Raw genomic sequence first — 17,420 nt, forward strand, 5'->3', positions numbered from 1 at the left:
GCTCAGCGGACGTAGCGCCGCTCGACCCTGGCCCCGATGCTCGTGAGGAGCTCGTAGGAGATCGTACCGGCGAGGCGCGCGAGGCGATCGACCGGCACATGCGGTCCGAAGAGTTCGGCCCGGTCGCCGACCTTCACGTCTTCGGCCTCGGTCACGTCGACGATCAGGAGGTCCATCGAGACCTTGCCGGCGACGGGGCATTCCCGGCCGCCGAGCCATACCACGCCCTTGTTCGACAGGTGACGCGGGTAGCCGTCCGCATAGCCGATCGCGAGGGTCGCGAGGCGGCTTTCGTGCGGCGCCCGCCAGATGCCGTCATAGCCCGCGGTGTCGCCGCGCGCGACGGTCCTGACCGTGAGGACGGGCGCGGTAAGCGTCGCGACGGGCTCAAGCGCCGAAGCCGGGTCGGCGTCCGGCGCCCCGCCGTAAAGGGCGATGCCGGCACGCACGAGGCCCTCGGCCGGGCTGTTCGGCAGGAAGAGGCCGCCCGATGCCGAGAGGCTGAACTTCGCACGGGGGAAAGCCTGCAGGCACTCCGCGACGGTGTCCTCGAACAGGAGGGTCTGCGCGCGGTTCTGCGCCGCGGCGGGGGTGCCTGCGTGGCTCAGATGCATGAGGACGAGGCGGACGTCGTCCTTGTCGAGGCCGGTCCGCTTGCAGAAGCCCAGAAGGTCCTCGGGCGGAATGCCGAGGCGGTTCATGCCGACGTCGACGCCGATGGCGCATGGCTCTTCGCGCCTGGCCCACGCGACCGCTTCTTCGGCGGTGTTCAGGACGGGACGCAGCTCCGCCATGTCGTAGCGAGCGTCGTCCGCCGGGTTGTAGCCGTTGAGGACGTAGAGATCGACCGGATCGATGCCGGGTTTGTTGATCGCGCCCCTGACGCGCTCGGCGCCGTAGGCGTAGGCGACGAACATGGTCCGTACGCCGCAACGCTCGGCGAGGTGTCGCGCGACGTCCGGCGCACCGAGGCCGTAGGCGTCCGCCTTGACCACCGTGGCGACCTCGGCACCGCCCGCGCGGGCGCGGAGCGCCTCGAGGTTGCGGCCTAGGGCGGCGAGGTCGACGGTAAGGGCGGGGCGATTCGGCGGTAGCGGCACGTGGGCCTCAGCCCGCGCCGATGGCCACGACGGCCTTCAACAGCGCCGTCGGCCAAACTGGCTTGGAGAGGGCGTCGGCACCCGGATAGCGTTCGCGGAGCTCGCCCGCGTCGGCGTGCCCGGAATGGAAGACGAAGCCGATGCCCGCGGCGCGTAGCGCGTCGGCCAGAGGATAGACGTCGCCGTCGGCGAGCCGGACGTCCAGCACGGCGGCATCGAAGCCTTGGTGCAGGAGTTCGAGCCCTGCCGCGACGCTGTCCACCACGGTCACGAGGGCGCCGCGTTCCTCGAACTCCATCTGGAGCCCGAGCGCGATGAGGAACTCGTCCTCTGCGAGCAGGATGCGCGCGCCCTCGAGCTCGAGGGGCGGGGCGCCATCAGAAGCGTCTTCAGTAACGCGCAGAGCCTGCATCCGCCTGCATTAGGCATGCGAGCGTAAACATGTCGCTACACACCCTCAGGCCCTCCCGCATCCGTGATTAGAAGTCGCGCGATGGGTAACGCTCGGGTTGCGCGAGGTCCGAGAACTTCGTGCGATTGGGATCGAAGGCGAGCTTGATCGTGCCGATCGGACCGTGCCGCTGCTTGCCGATCACGACCTCGCCGACGCCGTGGACCTCGTCCATGCGGGCCTGCCATTCGAGGTGTTCGGGCGTGCCCTCGCGCGGCTCGGTCCGGGAGAGGTAGTACTCCTCGCGGTACACGAACATGACGACGTCGGCGTCCTGCTCGATCGAGCCCGACTCGCGCAGGTCGGCGAGCTGGGGCCGCTTGTCCTCGCGCGCCTCGACCTGACGGGAAAGCTGGCTGAGCGCGATCACGGGGACCGACAGCTCTTTGGCCAGGGCCTTGAGGCCCATGGTGATCTCGGAGACCTCCTGTACGCGGCCGTCGGAGGTCTTCTTCGAGCCGGTGAGGAGTTGCAGGTAGTCGACCACGATCATGCCGAGGCCGTGCTGACGCTTCAGGCGCCGAGCGCGGGCGGCGAGCTGCGCGATCGAGAGGCCGCCCGTGTCGTCGATGTAGAGCGGCAGGTCGTTCAGTTCGGCCGAGGCCTCGTAGATCTTCTCGAAGTCCGACTGATCGATGTCGCCGCGCCGGATGCGATCGGACGAGATGCCCGACGTCTCGGACAGGATCCGCCCCGCGAGCTGCTCGGCCGCCATCTCGAGGCTGAAGAGGCCGACCACCGCGCCGGCCTTGGCCTTGATCGTGCCGTCGGCCTGGCGCTCCGGCTCGTAGGCGCGGGCGGCGTTGACCGCGATGTTGGTCGCGAGGGCCGTCTTCCCCATGGAGGGACGCCCGGCGAGGATGATGAGGTCGGAAGGGTGGAGCCCGCCGAGCTTCTGGTCGAGGTCGCGCAGGCCGGAGGCCACGCCCGCAAGGCCGCCGTCGCGCTGATAGGCGGCGCTCGCAAGCTCGATCGCCTCGGTCAGCGCGCTCTCGAAGGTCTTGAACCCGCCGCCGTACTTGCCGGTCTCGGCGAGCTTGTAGAGGCGGGCCTCGGCTTCCTCGAGCTGCGTCTGAGGATCGTCGTCGAGGTCGGCGGCGCGCGCCTTCTCGATCATGTCCGTGCCGAGCGAGATCAGCCCCCGGCTGACCGAAAGGTCGAAGACGACGCGGGCGTAGTCCGGCGCGCCCACCGTCGAAGGCACCGCGCGGGCGAGGGCGGAGAGGTAGCCCTCGCCGCCGACCTCGGTGAAGGCGGGCTCTTCTTGCAGGTAGGTGTTCAGCATGACCGGCGAGGCGAGGCGCCCCGAGCTGATCAGCTTCTCCATCGCGCCGTAGATGACGCCGTGTACGGGATCGTAGAAGTGCTCCGGCTTCAAGAAGCCCGAGACGCGGTAGAAGACCTCGTTGTCGAACAGGATCGCGCCCAGCACGGCCTGCTCCGCGTCGAGCGAGAAGGGGACTTTCTCCGCGTTCGCGGTATCGGGAAGAGGGGCGCCGTCAGCCATGCCGAATCATAGGGCACCGCAGGGCACGGCGGTAGGGAGAGTTTGGCACATATTCTTTGCGCTATCGCCTTCGGCTACTTGAGCGCGGGGGCCGCGGCGCTATCGCCTTCGGCTACTTGGGCGCGGGGGCTGCGGCGCTATCGCCTGCGCTACTCGAGCACGGGTTAGGTTTCGTCGCCTGCCGTGCGGCGTTGCGGCGAGTGGAGGCCCGGTCCTAAGCGCCGCGCATGGCTTCACCCTCTCTTCTTCTCCTCGGCGCGGGCAATATGGGCGGGGCGCTGTTGCGCGCCTGGCTCGGAAAAGGCGCCATCGCCGCGGCGAAGTCCGCGGTGGTCGACCCGAACCCTTCGATCCCGGTCCTCGAACTTTGCGAGGCACACGGCGTCGCGGTGAATCCCGCCGAGGATCCGGGCTACGACGTCTGCGTGCTGGCGGTGAAGCCGCAGATGTTCGCGAGCGTCCTGCCCACGCTGGACTGGCCGAGGATCGCCGAGACGCTGTTTCTTTCGATCGCCGCCGGAACGACCATCGAGACGATCGGCCACCTATTGGCCGAGCGCGCCCCAGGCGCGCGCGTGGTGCGGACGATGCCGAGCCTTCCCGCCTCGGTCGGGCGGGGCGTGACGCTCCTATGCGAAGGGGGCCGCCTGCGCGGCGGCGATCGTGACGTCGCGACCGCGCTGATGGCCGCCGCCGGCGAGACCTACTGGTGTCGGGACGAGGATCACCTGGACCGGGTCATGGGCGTCACGGGCTGCTCGCCGGCCTACGTCTTCTTGCTAGCCGAGGCGCTGACGGACGCAGCGCTCGCCCAGGGCGTAGGCCCCGCGGACGCGCGGCGCATCGCCGAAGCGAGCGTGACGGGCGCGGCGGCCATGCTGGCGCAGGACGGCCGGCCGGCGGCCGCGCTGCGCCGCTCGGTGACGAGCCCCGGCGGCACGACGCAGGCGGCGCTGAGCGTGCTGGACGATGAGACCGAAGGTTTGAGGCCCCGCGTGAACGCAGCCGTCGAGGCCGCCTACGCCCGCGCGAGGGAACTCGCATCGTGACGGTGGTCTTCACGCACCCCGTCTTCGGCGAGCACGAGACGCCGCCAGGCCACGCCGAGCAGCGGGCGCGATACGCCGCCGCCCTGCGCGGCTTGTCGGCCGGGCCGCTCGCCGACCTCGAACGCCGCGAGGCGCCCTTGGCCGAGCGCGGGGCGATCCTGCGCGCGCACGACGAGGCCTACGTCGCGAAGCTTGAGGCCGCCTCGCCGCGCGAAGGCTCGGTCCAGCTCGATCCCGATACCCATATGGGGCCGCACAGTCTCGACGCGGCCCGTCGCGGGGCCGGGGCGGCGGTCGCCGCCGTGGAAGCGGTCATGAGCGGCGAGGCGCAAACCGCCTTCGTGGCTTCGCGGCCGCCGGGCCACCATGCGGTCGCGAACGCGTCCATGGGCTTCTGCCTCTTCAACAACGTCGTCGTCGCCGCAAGGCATGCGCAGGCCGCGTGCGGGGCCGAGCGCGTCGCCGTCGTGGACTTCGACGTGCACCACGGCAACGGCACGCAAGACCTCCTGTGGGACGACGAGAACGCCTTCTTCGCCTCCAGCCACGAGTACCCGCAATGGCCCGGCACCGGCGCCGAGGACGAGCGGGGCGCCCATGGCCAGGTGCACAACGCCCGCCTGCTTTCCGGTTCGGGGCCGGATGCCTTTCGGCTCGCCTGGGCGGAGCGGCTGCTGCCTGCGCTCGATACCTTCGCACCCGACCTCATCGTCGTGTCGGCAGGGTTCGACGCGCATGAGGCTGACCCGCTCGGCGGTTTGAACCTCACCGAATCGGACTTCGCCTGGATCACGGGCGAGATCGTCGCCGTCGCGAAGCGGCACGCGTCCGGCCGCGTCGTCTCCATCCTCGAAGGCGGCTACGATCTTGGGGCCCTAGAGCGCAGCGTCGCCGCGCACGTTTCGGGGCTGGCGGGGCTTAGCGACCCTCGCTAAGCCGGACCCGATGGCGGGACGCATCATCACGGCACGGCACGGGAAGCCGAACCTCGACCGGAACGTGAAGATCACGGCCCGCGAGTATGGCGAGTGGTGGTCCCGCTACGACGAAGCCGGGCTCGAGCCCGGCCAACACCCGCCGCAGAGCCTCGTCGACCTCGCCGCCGAGTGCGAGGTGGTGCTGTGCTCGACCTTGCCGCGCGCGATCGAGACGGCGGACGCCATCGTCAACGGCGCCCGCATCGTGCCGCGCAACGCGCTCTTCATCGAGGCGCCGCTGCCGCCCCCGCCGCTGCCCTTCATCAAGCTGAGCCCGACCGCCTGGGGCCGGGTCAGCCGCGCCTTCTGGTTCATGGGCTACGCGCCGCGCGGCGTCGAAAGTCACAGGCAGGCGCATAAACGGGTACGGCGTATCGCCGACTATCTCATCAACGAGGCGCAGGACGGAGACGACGTCCTCCTCTGCGCCCACGGCTATCTCAACTGGATGTTCGACAACCACATAACCAAGCGCGGTTGGCAGCGAATCGTCCATGACGGCGAGAACGAGTATTGGAGCTATCGGGCCTACCGCCTGTTGGCGCCGCAACTGCAGGAAACGGCGGAAGCCGCGCTCGGCGCGCCCGCCGCGGAGTGAGAATGGCAAACGACGTGAAGAACCTCAGCTTCGAGGCGGCGCTGGCCGAACTCGAACAGATCATCGGCAAGCTCGAGAGCGGGCAGGTGGCCTTGGAAGAGTCGATCTCGCTCTACGAGCGGGGCGCCGCGCTCAAGGCGCACTGCGAGGCGACCCTGAAGGCGGCACGCGAGAAGATCGAGAAGATCGTGCTCGACTCCGACGGCCAGCCGGTCGCGGAGCCTGCGAGCTTCGAGTGAAGTCGCACGGGCGGGCTCCGGGCCGTCCGGCTCCGCTCGGGGCACGGCACCGGCCTTGCCTTCTGTTATGCTAAGCCGAACATATTGAACGAAACGCGACGCGAAGGGCCTTCATGACCGCCGACACACCGCTCCTCGACACGGTCGCGACGCCGGACGACCTTCGCAAGCTCAAGCCCGAGCAGTTGCAGCAGCTCGCCGACGAGCTGCGCGCGGAGGTCATCGACGCCGTGTCCGCGACGGGCGGGCATTTGGGTTCGGGCCTCGGTGTCGTCGAGCTCACGACCGCGATCCACTACGTCTTCAACACCCCGGACGACAAGCTGATCTGGGACGTCGGGCACCAGTGCTACCCGCACAAGATCCTGACGGGGCGGCGCGACCGCATCCGCACGCTGCGCCAGAAGGACGGCCTCTCCGGCTTCACCAAGCGGTCCGAGAGCGAGTACGACCCCTTCGGCGCCGCGCACGCGGCGACGTCGATCTCCGCCGCGCTCGGCATGGCGGTGGCCCGCGACCTCAAGAAGGAAGACAACCGCATCGTCGCCGTGATCGGCGACGGCTCGATGTCCGCAGGCATGGCCTATGAGGCGATGAACAACGCCGGCGACCGGGCGAGCCAGCTGACGGTCATTCTCAACGACAACGACATGTCGATCGCGCCGCCCGTCGGCGCCATGTCGGCCTACCTCGCCCGCGTCGCCTCGTCCGGCAGCTATATCGGCTTCCGCAACTTCGCGAAGCAGCTCGCGCGGCGCTTCCCGAAGCAGCTCGAGAAGGTTGCGGCGAAGGCGGAAGAGTACGGGCGGGGCATGGTCACGGGCGGGACCATGTTCGAGGAGCTCGGCTTCTACTATGTCGGGCCGATCGACGGCCACAACCTCGACCACCTGATCCCGGTCCTGGAGAACGTGCGCGAGATCAAGGACGGCCCCGTCCTGGTCCACGTCGTCACGCAAAAGGGCAAGGGCTACGAGTTCGCCGAGAACGCAGGCGACAAGTATCACGGCGTCGCCAAGTTCGATGTCGTCTCCGGCAAGCAGCACAAGGCGAAGGGCAACGCGCCTTCCTACACCTCGGTCTTCGGCGATCAGTTGGTGAAGGAAGCCGCGCGCGACGAGCGCATCGTCGGCATCACCGCCGCGATGCCCGCAGGGACCGGCCTCGACAAGTTCATGAAGGCGTATCCTGCGCGCTGCTTCGACGTCGGCATCGCCGAGCAGCACGCGGTGACCTTCGCGGGCGGCCTGGCCGCCGAGGGCCTCATCCCGTTCGCGGCGATCTACTCGACCTTCCTTCAGCGCGCCTACGATTCGGTCGTGCACGACGTCGCGCTTCAGAACCTGCCCGTCCGCTTCGCGCTCGACCGCGCGGGTCTCGTCGGCGCGGACGGCGCGACCCATGCGGGCGCCTTCGACACGGCGTTCCTGGGCTGCCTGCCCAACATGGTGCTGATGGCGGCGGGCGACGAGGCCGAACTCGTGCACATGACGCACACGGCGGCCCGCTATGACGAGCACCCGATCGCCTTCAGGTTCCCGCGCGGCGAGGGCGTCGGCGTCGAGATGCCCGAGACGCCCAAGTTCCTGGAGATCGGCAAGGGGCGTGTGCTGAAGGAAGGCACCAAGGTCGCGCTCCTGTCCTATGGGGGACGCCTCAACGAGTGCCTGAAGGCGGCTGAGATGCTCGGCGCGAAGGGCCTGTCGACGACGGTCGCGGACGCCCGCTTCGCCAAGCCGCTCGACCACGACCTCGTCCGCAGCCTGGCGTCGGAGCACGAGGTGCTGCTGACGGTGGAAGAAGGGTCGGAGGGCGGCTTCGGCGCCTTCGTCCTGCACTTCCTCGCGAAGGACGGCACGCTCGACCAGGGCCTCAAGGTCCGCACGCTGACCTTGCCCGACCGCTATCAGGACCAAGCGGGTCCGCGCGACATGTACGACGAAGCCCGCCTCACGGCCGAGCACATCGCTTCGTGCGCGGCGACGCTGTTCGAAGGCGCCGCGAGCGTCGCCGGCGGGGTAGCGTAAGCTACCGCGTCGGGACCGGCTCTTCGCCCGAGTAGTCGTAGAAGCCGCGGCCGGTCTTCTTGCCGAGCCATCCGGCCTCGACGTACTTCACGAGGAGCGGGCAGGGGCGGTACTTCGAGTCCGCGAGGCCCTCATAAAGGACCTGCATGATCGACAGGCAGGTATCGAGGCCGATGAAGTCGGCGAGCGCGAGCGGGCCCATCGGGTGGTTCGCGCCGAGCTTCATTCCGGTGTCGATGGCGTCCACGGTGCCCACCCCTTCGTAGAGCGTGTAGATCGCCTCGTTGATCATCGGCATCAGGATGCGGTTGACGATGAAGCCGGGGAAATCCTCGGAGACGGCCATCACCTTGCCGAGCCGGTCGACCAACCCCTTCGCGGCGTCGAACGTGTCCTGACTGGTCGCGATGCCCCGGATCACCTCGACCAGCTTCATCACCGGCACGGGGTTCATAAAGTGCAGACCGATGAAACGGTCCGGCCGGTCGGTCGCCGCCGCGAGGGCGGTGATGGAGATCGACGAGGTGTTGGTCGCGATCATGCCCTCGGGCTTCAGGACCTTGGACAGCTCTCGGAAGATCGCCTTCTTGATGTCTGCCTTCTCGGTCGCCGCTTCGATGACGAGGTCGCAGTCCGAGAGGTCCTCGAGCGCGGGGGCGGCGGTGATGAGGGCGAGGGCGTCCTGCATCTGATCGCCGGTGATCAGGTCCTTCGCCCGTTGCCGGCCCATGTTCTGTTCGATGACGCCGAGCGCGCGCTTCGCTGCCCCTTCGGCGACGTCGTGGAGGCGAACCTCGTAGCCGGCGAGGCTGAAGACATGAGCGATGCCGCCTCCCATCTGTCCCGCGCCGATCACGCCGATGGTCCGAAGCTCCGCCATGCCGCCCTCCATTAGGTCTTTTCGGGCACTGTAACCGTTTTTTGCAGCGCAGCAACGAGGATCGAAACGATCGGCGAACTCTGTCCTCAAGCGTTGCGAACGCGCATCGCGAAGACTTGGGCAGGGTACGGCGACCACGGGTTCGGGCCGACCGTCAGTGGCGAAGACTGCCGGCTGCCACCGGCAGGAACCCGTCATGGGCCGTAGCGGACTTCCTGGCCGGGATCTCGACGCTAAGGGTGCCGTTGTCGTCCGAGTCCCGCTATGGGCGCTCAACTCAGGCAACGACGCGAGAGAATGACCGGACCCGTCGACCAAGGACAGCCCTCGGTGACCCGGCGGCAGCGCTTCGCCGTGCTCTGTGCCTCGGTGACCGGCTCGTCGATGGCGTTCGTCAACGGGACGGCGGTCAACCTCGCCATCGACCCGATCCAGGAGGGTCTCCACGCGAGCCTCGCCGCGATGCTCTGGGTCGCGTCGATCTACATGCTGTTCCTGGCGTCCTTGATGCTGATCGGCGGCGCGATCGGCGACTTCTACGGACGCAGAGCGACCTTCGTCGCGGGCGTCGCCGTCTTCATCCTGACCTCGATCGGCTGCGCGCTCGCGCCCAGTGCGGAGGTGCTGATCCTCGCGCGGGCGGGACAGGGGATCGGCGCGGCCTTGCTGACGCCGATGTCGCTGACCTTGATCGCCGACTTCTATCCGGGGCGGGCGAGGGGGACCGCGATCAGCATCTGGTCCGCAGCCTCGGCACTTTTTACCGCGATCGGCCCGCCGCTGGGCGGATGGCTCGCCGAGAACGTCGGCTGGCAGTCGATCTTCCTCATCCCGCTGCCGCTCGGCTTCGTCGCGCTCCTGACCGCGATCTTCTTCGTGCCGAGGCGACCGCCGCCGCGCCGCCCCGAAGCGGTCGACTGGCAGGGCGCGCTCGCCGCGGTGATCGGCTTCGGCGGCATCGCCTACGGCCTCATCACCCTTTCGGAGCGCCCAGGCCTTGGTTCCGTGCTCCATTGGGGCCCCGCCCTGACGATGGGCGCGTTCGGACTCTTCGCCCTCACGAGGATCGAGATGCGGGCGCGCTCGCCGATGATGCCGCCGGCGCTCTTCAGGATCGGCACGTTCAACGCCATCAACGTGGTGACGACGCTGCTCTACGGATCGCTCGGGGGGATCTTCGTCTTCTACCCGATCTACCTGACCGACGCCTTCGGACACGGCGTCGACCGGATCGGCTTCGCCTTCTTGGGCTTCGCGTTGCCGATGCTCGTGCTGACGGCCTTCGCGGGCAAGCTGACGCGGCGCTTCGGCGCCCGGGCGATGCTGACGGCGGGCTCGCTCGTCGGCGCGATCGCCTTCGCGTCGATGGGCCTGGCGCCCTATTCGGGCACGCTGCGGGGCGCGTTCGGGTCGATGATGATCTTCGGCGCGGGCATCGCCTTGGTCGTGCCCGCGATGAACACGGCGCTCTTCAACGTCACGCCGCATCGCAGCCACGGCGCGGCGTCGGGCATCAACAACGCCTGCGCGCGGGCGGCAACGCTGTTCGCCATCGCAGGCTACGGCGCGGCGGCGAGCTACGCCTTCCGGCAGCTGGCGGGGCCCGCCGCGCGCCTTGCGGGCTATGGCGGCGGGGACGGCCTTCGCGGTCCTGCGGCCGCGAACTATGCGGGCGCGATCGTCTCCAGCTTCGAGCTGCTGACCTGGGTCTCGATCGGCCTGGCGCTCCTCTCGGCGATCGTCGCCGCCTTCTTCATCGACGCGGACATCGAGAAGAAGGGCACCGCTTCGAGCGGAACCGGCGCGCATGTCGGCGTGCGCCGCGTCTACGGCGCCAACGCCGAGGAGGCGCTAGAGGAGGACGAGGAGGAGAAGGGTAACGGTGGCGAGGCCTATCAGAGTGCCTGATCCGACGAGCGCCGCCGTTCCCGCCTCGTAACGGCGGTAGTGCGCGGACTGAACGATCGAGGCCACGGCCGGGGGCAGCGCCGTGAAGAGCAGCGCGGTCTGCGTCAGCACCGGGTCCCGGGTGAACAGCCATACGAAGCCGCCGCATAGGCCGGGGTAGACGGCTAGCTTGACCGGCAGCAAAGCCGCCAGCGCCCGCGGGTTCAATTCGGACTGCCGTCCGGGAAGAAGGGCGAGCATCAGCCCGAGGACGAACAGGCCCGCAGGGCCCGCGACGCCGCCGAAGAGGTCGAGGAACCGGCCCACCGGCTCGGGCCATTCGAAGCCGAGCACGTCGAGGGAGAGCCCGATCAGGAAGGCCAGGACGATCGGGTTCCGGCCCGCCCGCCACGCCGCGCCGAGGCTCGTTCCCAAGACGCCGCCGCGAGGCGGGGCGGCGCCGGGCGCCGGCCAGGTCATCAGGCTCGTGCCGAGCGCGAAGACGAAGAGACCCTCGCAGATCATCAGCATCAGGAAGGGCGGCGCCCAGCTTCCCACCGCGAGGGCGATGGGAAGGCCGAGGAAGACCGCGTTGCCGCAGGTGGTCGCGAACACGGCCGCACCGGCCTCCTGAACGGTGAGGCCGAGCAGCTTGCGGCTGAGAAGGAAGGCGGCGCCCGCCGACAACATCGTCGCGAGCAGGTAGCCGCCTACGAGCCCGGCATAGGCGAGGTTCGGCACTTCGGCCTTGCGCGTGAAGCTGAGCACGGTGATCGGCATCGCGACGAGGAAGACGAAGCGGGAGAGGACTCGCGCCTCGGACCAGCCGAACAGGCGCCAGGCCCCGGAGGCGACGCCGACCGCGATGCAACCGAAGAGGGGAATGAGGATCGTCGAGACCGAAGGCATCGCGCCCGGATGGCGGGCGGGGGCGCGGGAGGCAAGCCTTGGAGGAGGGGTGTGCCGGTGGGAGGCCGGGTTTCGGGGGCTGGGGGGCGAGTTGATCCGAAGCTCGGTTCATCCCCCCACCGGGCACACTCAGACAGTGTCGAACGCAGAAGGCCCCCTGAGGGCACGATTAAGGCGATTTCGGAACACGGTTGCCCAGATCCTAATGCACGCGCTTCGCGGGTTGGCGCGCGCACGGGCGGCGCCTACCTTGACCGGGATGACACCACGCCAAAGGACCGAGCCCGTTCACTTCGACCGGGGCGAACTCGACAGGTTGCTGCGCCTTTACGGGACCTTCGTCGCGGCGGGGGAGTGGCGGGACTACGCCATCGACGGCTTGTCCGACCGTGCCGTGTTCTCCGTCTTTCGCCGTTCGGCCGAAGGGCCGCTCTATCGGATCGAGAAGCAGCCGCGCCTTCGGAGCCGTCAGGGGGAGTGGGCCGTCTTGGGCTCCGCCGGGCAGATCCTGAAGCGCGGTCACGAGCTCGCCGGCGTGCTCCGCGTCTTTGACCGTCAGAAGCTACGTCTCGTGACGTGACGCCTGCGCAGCGCGGGTGTTAGCCCGCTTCGAGAACGAAGAAGGAGCCTGTCATGGCAACCGTCCAGTCCATGTCGATCGACGAGAGCACGGTCCGCAGCATCATCGTCCAGCTGCGCGCCTACCACGCCAAGGAAGCGGGCACCGATCAGAACGACGGCTCGAACGATACCGACGACATTCACGACGACCTCGAGATGCATGAGGGCACGGTCGACGTCGCGGACCTCCAGGGCCTCTATGCGGACCTCAACAGAGACCAGCGCTACGACCTCGCAGCCCTCGCCCTGCTCGGCATGGAGGAGGCGGGCACGCTCGACGAGGGGCGGCAGATGGCGGGCGACGAAGGCCAGCCCGGCATGCGCGAGTTCCTGGAGATGCCGCTCTCGCCGCAATACCTCGCCGAGGGTCTCGACCTGGCGGGCTACTCGGCGACGGACGATTCGGACCGCATCGCCGACGACGACGAGCACGCGACGCCGTAAGTCCCGCACGCGGGGTGACAAGCCGACCGCACTGAGCTAGCTGCCCCGCTTCACACGGGTCGGCGCGCCGCCGCCGTTGGAATCGCACCCCGGATGGGCCGGGGGGCCGGAGCGCGCCAAGAAGAGTTCGTTATGTCGAAGCGTACCAACGCCAAGTACAAGATCGATCGCCGCGTCGGCGAGAACATCTGGGGCCGCCCCAAGAGCCCGTTCAACCGCCGCGACTACAAGCCCGGCATGCACGGCCAGCGCCGCCAGCAGAAGCAGTCGGACTTCGGCCAGCAGCTGATGGCGAAGCAGAAGCTCAAGGGCTACTACGGCGACATCACCGAGAAGCAGTTCCACAAGGTCTACGTCGAGGCGTCGCGCCGTAAGGGCAACACGGCCGAGATCATGATCGGCCTCCTCGAGCAGCGCCTGGACGCGGTCGTCTACCGCGCCAAGTTCGTGCCCACGATCTTCGCGGCGCGCCAGTTCGTGAACCACGGCCACGTCATGGTGAACGGCGTGCGGACCAACATCCCGTCCTTCAAGGTTCAACCCGGCGACGTCATCGAGATCCGCGAGAAGTCCAAGAACATGGCCCTCGTGCTCGAAGCGCTGTCGCTCGCCGAGCGCGACATCCCCGACTACGTCGACGTCGACCCCAAGAAGATGACGGCGAGCCTGATCCGCGTGCCGGAGTTCGCCGAAGTGCCCTATGCGGCGCAGATGGAACCGAACCTCGTGGTCGAATTCTACTCCACGCGCGGCTAAGCCGGTCCACGCTCAAACAAAAAGGCCGCCCCTCGGGGCGGCCTTTTTCGTTACGGCGTTCCGCGTGGAGGCGGCCCGTCAGGCCGCTTCCATCACGCCCTTCTCGGCCAGGAAGGGCTTGAGTTCGCCCTGCTCGAACATCTCGCGGACGATGTCGCAGCCGCCGACGAACTCGCCTTTGACGTAGAGCTGGGGGATGGTCGGCCAGTCGGAGAACGACTTGATGCCCGACCGGATGTCGTCGTCGGCCAGGACGTTCATGCTGGCGTACTCGACGCCGAGGTAGTCGAGGATCTGGACCACGGCGGCGGAGAAGCCGCACTGTGGGAACTGCGGCGTGCCCTTCATGAAGAGCATGACGGGGTTCTGGTCGATCGCGGACTTGATGGTCTCATGAGCGGTGGACATAGCTGTCTCCTCAATTCTCACGCGCAGGTAGCGACCGGCGGGCCGTTCAACAAGGCGGCGGCTATGGCTAGGGAGGGGGATGACGCCGCTCCTGATTCTCGCCGGACCGACGGCCAGCGGCAAGAGCGCCGCCGCGATCCGCCTCGCCCGCGAGGTGGGCGGGGAAGTCGTCAACGCGGACGCGATGCAGGTCTATTCGGATCTGCGCATCGTGACGGCACGCCCGTCGGCGGAAGACGAGGCCGCTGTACCCCACCACCTCTACGGCCACGTGGACGGCGCGGAACGCTACTCCGTCGGGCGCTACCTGCGTGAGGCGGGCGCCGTGATTCGCGAGGTTCGGGGGAGGGGGCGGGTCCCGGTCGTCACCGGCGGGACCGGCCTCTACCTCCTCGCTCTTACGCGCGGTCTCGCCGAGGTGCCGCCAGTGCCGGAGGAGGTGACGGCGGGGTGCCTCGAGTCCTGGCGGGCGGACCCCGTTCGGTTCCGGGCGGCGTTGATGGAGGTCGATCCGGCGGCGGCGGTCCTGGAGCCGGCCGACAGGCAGCGGCACGTCCGGACGATGGCCGTATGGCGCGCCACCGGACGGACGCTGTCCGACTGGCAAAAGGAAGAGCGGGCAGGCGCGGTCCCGGGGCCGCACCGCGCAATGGTGCTCTGTCCCCCGCGAGAGGTGCTTTACGAGCGGATCGAGCGCCGCTGGGACGAGATGATGGCGGCCGGCGGGCGAGACGAGGTCGCCGCCCTTCTGGACCGCGACCTTCCGCCCGACCTTCCCGTCATGAAGGCGCTGGGCGTGCCTCAGATCGCGGCGGTGCTTCGCGGCGAGAGCACGGAGGCGGAAGCGACCGAATCGGCGAAGCGCGAGACGCGGCGCTTCGCCAAGCGGCAGATGACGTGGTTTCGCGGACAGACGGACTGGCCGTGGGCCGAAACCTTCGACACCACGCTCCTACGCTAAGGCCGAGGCCGCGCGCCCGCCGCCCTTGGCGTAGTCCTGGGTGCCGCGCGTGTAGATCTCGTCCGTCTGCAACACGTCTTCGGGCGTGAAGCTGTACTTGCCCATCGTGCCTTCCTCGCGCATCCGCGCGTAGATCGGCCCGAAGTCGAGGTCGCGCGTCCTTGCGAGCAGGTCCTCGTAGCTCTTCGCGACGAAGTAGGTCTGCTGAAAGTCGTCGATTCGGTAGCCGGTGCGCAGGAGCCGTTCGGTGTCGAAGCCGAGGCGGTTGGGGGAGGGGTCTTCGAGCGCGAAGACGCTCTCCGCCGGGCTGGACACGATCCCGGCCCCATAGATGCGCAGCCCTTCGGGCCGTTCGATCAAGCCGAACTCGACCGTGTACCAGTAGAGCGCGGCCAAGTTCTTCAGCGCCCCCGATTCGAGGCTCTTCAACCCGCCCTCGCCATAGGCCTGGATGTAGTCCGCGAAGACCGGGTCGGTCAGCATCGGGACGTGGCCGAAGACGTCGTGGAAGACGTCCGGCTCTTCGATGTAGTCGAGCTGGTCTGGCTTGCGGATGAAGTTGCCGGCCGGGAACCGCCGGTTCGCCAGGTGGTCGAAGAAGACCTCGTCCGGCACCAGGCCCGGTACGGCGACGACGCGCCAACCCGTCAGCTTCTCGAGCTCGTCGGACAACCGCCCGAAATGCGGGATGCCGCCCGTCCCGAGGTCGAGCGCCTCAAGACCCTGAAGGTAGGCGTCGTCGGCACGGCCGGGCAGGACGCTGCGCAACCGCGCGTAGAGCGTGTCCCAGGTTCCGTGTTCCTCGGCTGTGTAACTCTCCCAGTCCTGGGGGACGGTGTAGTCCTCGGCAGGCGCTTGGTTCGCACGGTGAAAGGCGGGATCGGACATGGTTGGCCTCGACTGGTTGCCCCCAAGCTAGCGGGCGGGCAGCCGCAGGGCAAAGCGACGGGTTCGATGGACCGCTTCTCGCTTGACGCTGCCTCTTCGCTCTTCTACCTCGCCGCCTCTCGGAGCGACCGCTTCGATGCCCAGATGGCGGAATTGGTAGACGCGCCAGCTTCAGGTGCTGGTATCCGTACGGATGTGGAGGTTCGAGTCCTCTTCTGGGCACCATTCTCTTTTAGTGCGCTACCGCCTTCGGCTACTTGAGCGCGAGGCGTGCGCTACCGCCTTCGGCGACTTGAGCGCGAGGCATGCGCCACCGCCTTCGGCGACTTGAGCGTAGGATGTGCGCCGGTGCCCTCGGCGAGGTGGGAGCCGAGGCATCGCTCCGCTCGACGCCGATCGGTCCTTACGAACTTGACCGCGCGGCGGACGCCCCTTAGAGCCGCCCGCTCAGCATTCATACCGCAAGGCTCGTCATGAAGGTCCGCAGCTCACTCAAGTCGCTCAAGAACCGCCACCGCGATTGCCGCGTCGTGCGTCGCAAAGGGCGTGTCTACGTGATCAACAAGACGCAACGCCGGTTCAAAGCCCGCCAAGGCTGAGAAGCGGAAACAGCGCCGCGCGCGCGGTTTGCGCGTTGGGATTCGGCGCCGTTCTTGCTACCTTCGCCGCGATGAGACTTCCTTTTCTCGTTGCGGCCGTTCTCTCCCCGCTCGTCGGATCGGCGTCGGCCGATCAGTCCGACCCGGCGCTCGGCCCTCTCTTCGAGGCGCTCGCGGCGCCGGAAGGCAATGCGGCCAGCGTCCAGTCTCAGATCGAAGACATCTGGTACCGCGCGCCCGAGACGGGCGTAGGCATCCTGTTCGGCCGCGCCATCGGCGCGATGAACGACGGGGACACGGACCTCGCGCTCGTTCTGATCGGCCACGTCAACGGCCTCGCACCGAGCTTCGCCGAGGCCTGGGTGCTGAAGGGGCATGCTCTTTCTCGTCTCGGGGACAACGGGGCGGCGGCGCTCGCCTACGATCAGGCCTTGTCGCTCGAACCCCGACACTACGTCGCGATCGCTCGGCTCGGCGACCTCGCCGTCGAGGCGGGCGACAAGCGGGCGGGGCTTGATCGCTATCATGACGCCCTTCTTCTGAACCCTCACCTCGACGCGGTCCGCGAGCGGGCGGACCGTCTGCGCGACGAGACGCGGGCGCAGGAAATCTGACCGGTCGGGAGGCCTAGACCATGCCCATCCTCCTGCTCGTGATCGCCCTGGCTGCCGTCATCTACATCGCGAAGGAAAGCCGGAGCTTCGCCAGGAGGCGCGCGTTCCAGGCGAAGTCCGGGCCGCGGCTTGTCGAGACCCTGACCGATCCGCGCGAGGCGGCGGCGATCCTCCTCGTGCAGCAGGCGGCCTATGAGGGGCACGTCACCGTCGAGCAGAAGCGGGTGATCCTGTCCCTGATGACCGACGCGTTCGGCGTTCGCGGCGACGAGGCGGAAGGCCTCTTCAGCTTCGGCCGAATGGCGGTCGGTCAGATGGGCGACGCCGCGAACTCGCTCCGCAGGCTGCTGCGTCCGATTCGCGAGAGCCTCACCCTGTCGGAGATGAAGCAGCTCGTCGATATGATGCATCGGGTCGCCGAGGTGGGCTCGCCGCCGAACGAGCATCAGACCGCATTGCTGTCGGCGACTCGTCGAGCGCTGTCGCTGTCCGAGCCGGCCTGACC

Annotated in this window: 20 protein-coding genes and 1 tRNA gene; 14 read left to right on the top strand and 7 right to left on the bottom strand. The window is 68.4% G+C overall.

Annotated elements, in window-relative coordinates:
- Positions 1 to 2: 2 nt before the first annotated feature.
- From alr to GGQ59_RS08540, 3 genes are all read right to left on the bottom strand, one after another.
- Positions 3 to 1,100 carry an alanine racemase gene (gene alr / locus GGQ59_RS08530; RefSeq protein ID WP_183817553.1) on the bottom strand — a complete coding sequence of 366 codons (1,098 nt, stop codon included), beginning with the start codon at positions 1,098 to 1,100 and terminating at the stop codon, positions 3 to 5.
- A 7-nt stretch (positions 1,101 to 1,107) separates the two neighbouring features.
- The gene (locus GGQ59_RS08535) at positions 1,108 to 1,512 is read right to left on the bottom strand and encodes a response regulator (RefSeq protein WP_221400961.1); all 405 of its coding nucleotides are present in this window, start codon (positions 1,510 to 1,512) and stop codon (positions 1,108 to 1,110) included.
- 67 nt (positions 1,513 to 1,579) lie between these two features.
- The gene (locus tag GGQ59_RS08540; RefSeq protein ID WP_183817555.1) at positions 1,580 to 3,058 is read right to left on the bottom strand and encodes a replicative DNA helicase; all 1,479 of its coding nucleotides are present in this window, start codon (positions 3,056 to 3,058) and stop codon (positions 1,580 to 1,582) included.
- 227 nt (positions 3,059 to 3,285) lie between these two features.
- On the opposite strand from GGQ59_RS08540, the gene proC reads away from it, so the two are divergent.
- From proC to dxs, 5 genes are all read left to right on the top strand, one after another.
- On the top strand, positions 3,286 to 4,107 hold the full coding sequence (gene proC / locus GGQ59_RS08545) for a pyrroline-5-carboxylate reductase (RefSeq protein WP_183817557.1): 822 nt from the start codon (positions 3,286 to 3,288) through the stop codon (positions 4,105 to 4,107).
- Positions 4,104 to 5,042, top strand: a complete 939-nt coding sequence (locus GGQ59_RS08550; protein WP_221400962.1) for an arginase family protein — start codon at positions 4,104 to 4,106, stop codon at positions 5,040 to 5,042. The genes proC and GGQ59_RS08550 overlap by 4 nt, the downstream gene beginning before the upstream one ends.
- A gap of 10 nt (positions 5,043 to 5,052) precedes the next feature.
- Positions 5,053 to 5,682 (top strand): histidine phosphatase family protein, encoded by a 630-nt coding sequence (locus tag GGQ59_RS08555; protein ID WP_183817559.1) that lies wholly within the window; start codon positions 5,053 to 5,055, stop codon positions 5,680 to 5,682.
- Between the two features lie 2 nt (positions 5,683 to 5,684).
- Positions 5,685 to 5,921 carry an exodeoxyribonuclease VII small subunit gene (locus tag GGQ59_RS08560; protein ID WP_183817561.1) on the top strand — a complete coding sequence of 79 codons (237 nt, stop codon included), beginning with the start codon at positions 5,685 to 5,687 and terminating at the stop codon, positions 5,919 to 5,921.
- Between the two features lie 113 nt (positions 5,922 to 6,034).
- Entirely contained in the window at positions 6,035 to 7,948 is a 1,914-nt protein-coding gene (gene dxs, locus GGQ59_RS08565) for a 1-deoxy-D-xylulose-5-phosphate synthase (RefSeq protein ID WP_183817563.1), read from the top strand.
- Between the two features lies 1 nt (position 7,949).
- Here the strand turns inward: dxs and GGQ59_RS08570 are convergent, their stop codons facing one another.
- Positions 7,950 to 8,828, bottom strand: a complete 879-nt coding sequence (locus tag GGQ59_RS08570) for a 3-hydroxybutyryl-CoA dehydrogenase (RefSeq protein ID WP_183817565.1) — start codon at positions 8,826 to 8,828, stop codon at positions 7,950 to 7,952.
- 297 nt (positions 8,829 to 9,125) lie between these two features.
- Here GGQ59_RS08570 and GGQ59_RS08575 point away from each other — a divergent pair, with 297 nt between their 5' ends.
- On the top strand, positions 9,126 to 10,736 hold the full coding sequence (locus GGQ59_RS08575; protein WP_183817567.1) for an MFS transporter: 1,611 nt from the start codon (positions 9,126 to 9,128) through the stop codon (positions 10,734 to 10,736).
- On the opposite strand, the gene GGQ59_RS08580 is transcribed toward GGQ59_RS08575, so the two are convergent.
- Positions 10,680 to 11,624, bottom strand: coding sequence for an AEC family transporter (locus GGQ59_RS08580; RefSeq protein WP_183817569.1), 945 nt, complete (start codon positions 11,622 to 11,624; stop codon positions 10,680 to 10,682). The two genes, GGQ59_RS08575 and GGQ59_RS08580, sit on opposite strands and share 57 nt — an antisense overlap.
- Before the next feature lie 259 nt (positions 11,625 to 11,883).
- Between GGQ59_RS08580 and GGQ59_RS08585 the strand changes: the two genes are divergently transcribed.
- From GGQ59_RS08585 to rpsD, 3 genes are all read left to right on the top strand, one after another.
- Positions 11,884 to 12,204, top strand: a complete 321-nt coding sequence (locus tag GGQ59_RS08585) for a DUF2794 domain-containing protein (RefSeq protein ID WP_183817572.1) — start codon at positions 11,884 to 11,886, stop codon at positions 12,202 to 12,204.
- A 53-nt stretch (positions 12,205 to 12,257) separates the two neighbouring features.
- Positions 12,258 to 12,689 carry a DUF3775 domain-containing protein gene (locus tag GGQ59_RS08590; protein ID WP_183817574.1) on the top strand — a complete coding sequence of 144 codons (432 nt, stop codon included), beginning with the start codon at positions 12,258 to 12,260 and terminating at the stop codon, positions 12,687 to 12,689.
- Positions 12,690 to 12,821: 132 nt separating this feature from the next.
- Entirely contained in the window at positions 12,822 to 13,445 is a 624-nt protein-coding gene (rpsD, locus tag GGQ59_RS08595; protein ID WP_183817576.1) for a 30S ribosomal protein S4, read from the top strand.
- Positions 13,446 to 13,523: 78 nt separating this feature from the next.
- On the opposite strand, the gene grxD is transcribed toward rpsD, so the two are convergent.
- A complete protein-coding gene (gene grxD / locus GGQ59_RS08600) occupies positions 13,524 to 13,853 on the bottom strand; it encodes a Grx4 family monothiol glutaredoxin (protein ID WP_183817578.1) in 330 nt (109 codons plus the stop codon).
- 79 nt (positions 13,854 to 13,932) lie between these two features.
- Here grxD and miaA point away from each other — a divergent pair, with 79 nt between their 5' ends.
- Positions 13,933 to 14,814 carry a tRNA (adenosine(37)-N6)-dimethylallyltransferase MiaA gene (gene miaA, locus GGQ59_RS08605; protein ID WP_183817581.1) on the top strand — a complete coding sequence of 294 codons (882 nt, stop codon included), beginning with the start codon at positions 13,933 to 13,935 and terminating at the stop codon, positions 14,812 to 14,814.
- Here miaA and phhA read toward each other — a convergent pair.
- The gene (gene phhA / locus GGQ59_RS08610; RefSeq protein ID WP_183817583.1) at positions 14,806 to 15,702 is read right to left on the bottom strand and encodes a phenylalanine 4-monooxygenase; all 897 of its coding nucleotides are present in this window, start codon (positions 15,700 to 15,702) and stop codon (positions 14,806 to 14,808) included. The two genes, miaA and phhA, sit on opposite strands and share 9 nt — an antisense overlap.
- A 138-nt stretch (positions 15,703 to 15,840) precedes the next feature.
- Between phhA and GGQ59_RS08615 the strand changes: the two genes are divergently transcribed.
- The 4 genes from GGQ59_RS08615 to GGQ59_RS08630 all read left to right on the top strand — a co-directional run bounded on the left by GGQ59_RS08615 (position 15,841) and on the right by GGQ59_RS08630 (position 17,418).
- Positions 15,841 to 15,927, top strand: a tRNA-Leu gene (locus GGQ59_RS08615).
- 248 nt (positions 15,928 to 16,175) lie between these two features.
- On the top strand, positions 16,176 to 16,301 hold the full coding sequence (gene ykgO, locus GGQ59_RS08620) for a type B 50S ribosomal protein L36 (RefSeq protein WP_183817585.1): 126 nt from the start codon (positions 16,176 to 16,178) through the stop codon (positions 16,299 to 16,301).
- Positions 16,302 to 16,372: 71 nt separating this feature from the next.
- On the top strand, positions 16,373 to 16,915 hold the full coding sequence (locus tag GGQ59_RS08625) for a tetratricopeptide repeat protein (RefSeq protein WP_183817587.1): 543 nt from the start codon (positions 16,373 to 16,375) through the stop codon (positions 16,913 to 16,915).
- A 20-nt stretch (positions 16,916 to 16,935) separates the two neighbouring features.
- Complete coding sequence (locus GGQ59_RS08630) at positions 16,936 to 17,418, top strand: TerB family tellurite resistance protein (RefSeq protein ID WP_183817589.1); 483 nt, start codon at positions 16,936 to 16,938, stop codon at positions 17,416 to 17,418.
- The last annotated feature ends 2 nt before the right edge of the window (positions 17,419 to 17,420 follow it).

Origin of the sequence: Parvularcula dongshanensis (assembly GCF_014199615.1) — a bacterium.
In the GTDB taxonomy this organism is placed as follows: domain Bacteria; phylum Pseudomonadota; class Alphaproteobacteria; order Caulobacterales; family Parvularculaceae; genus Parvularcula; species Parvularcula dongshanensis.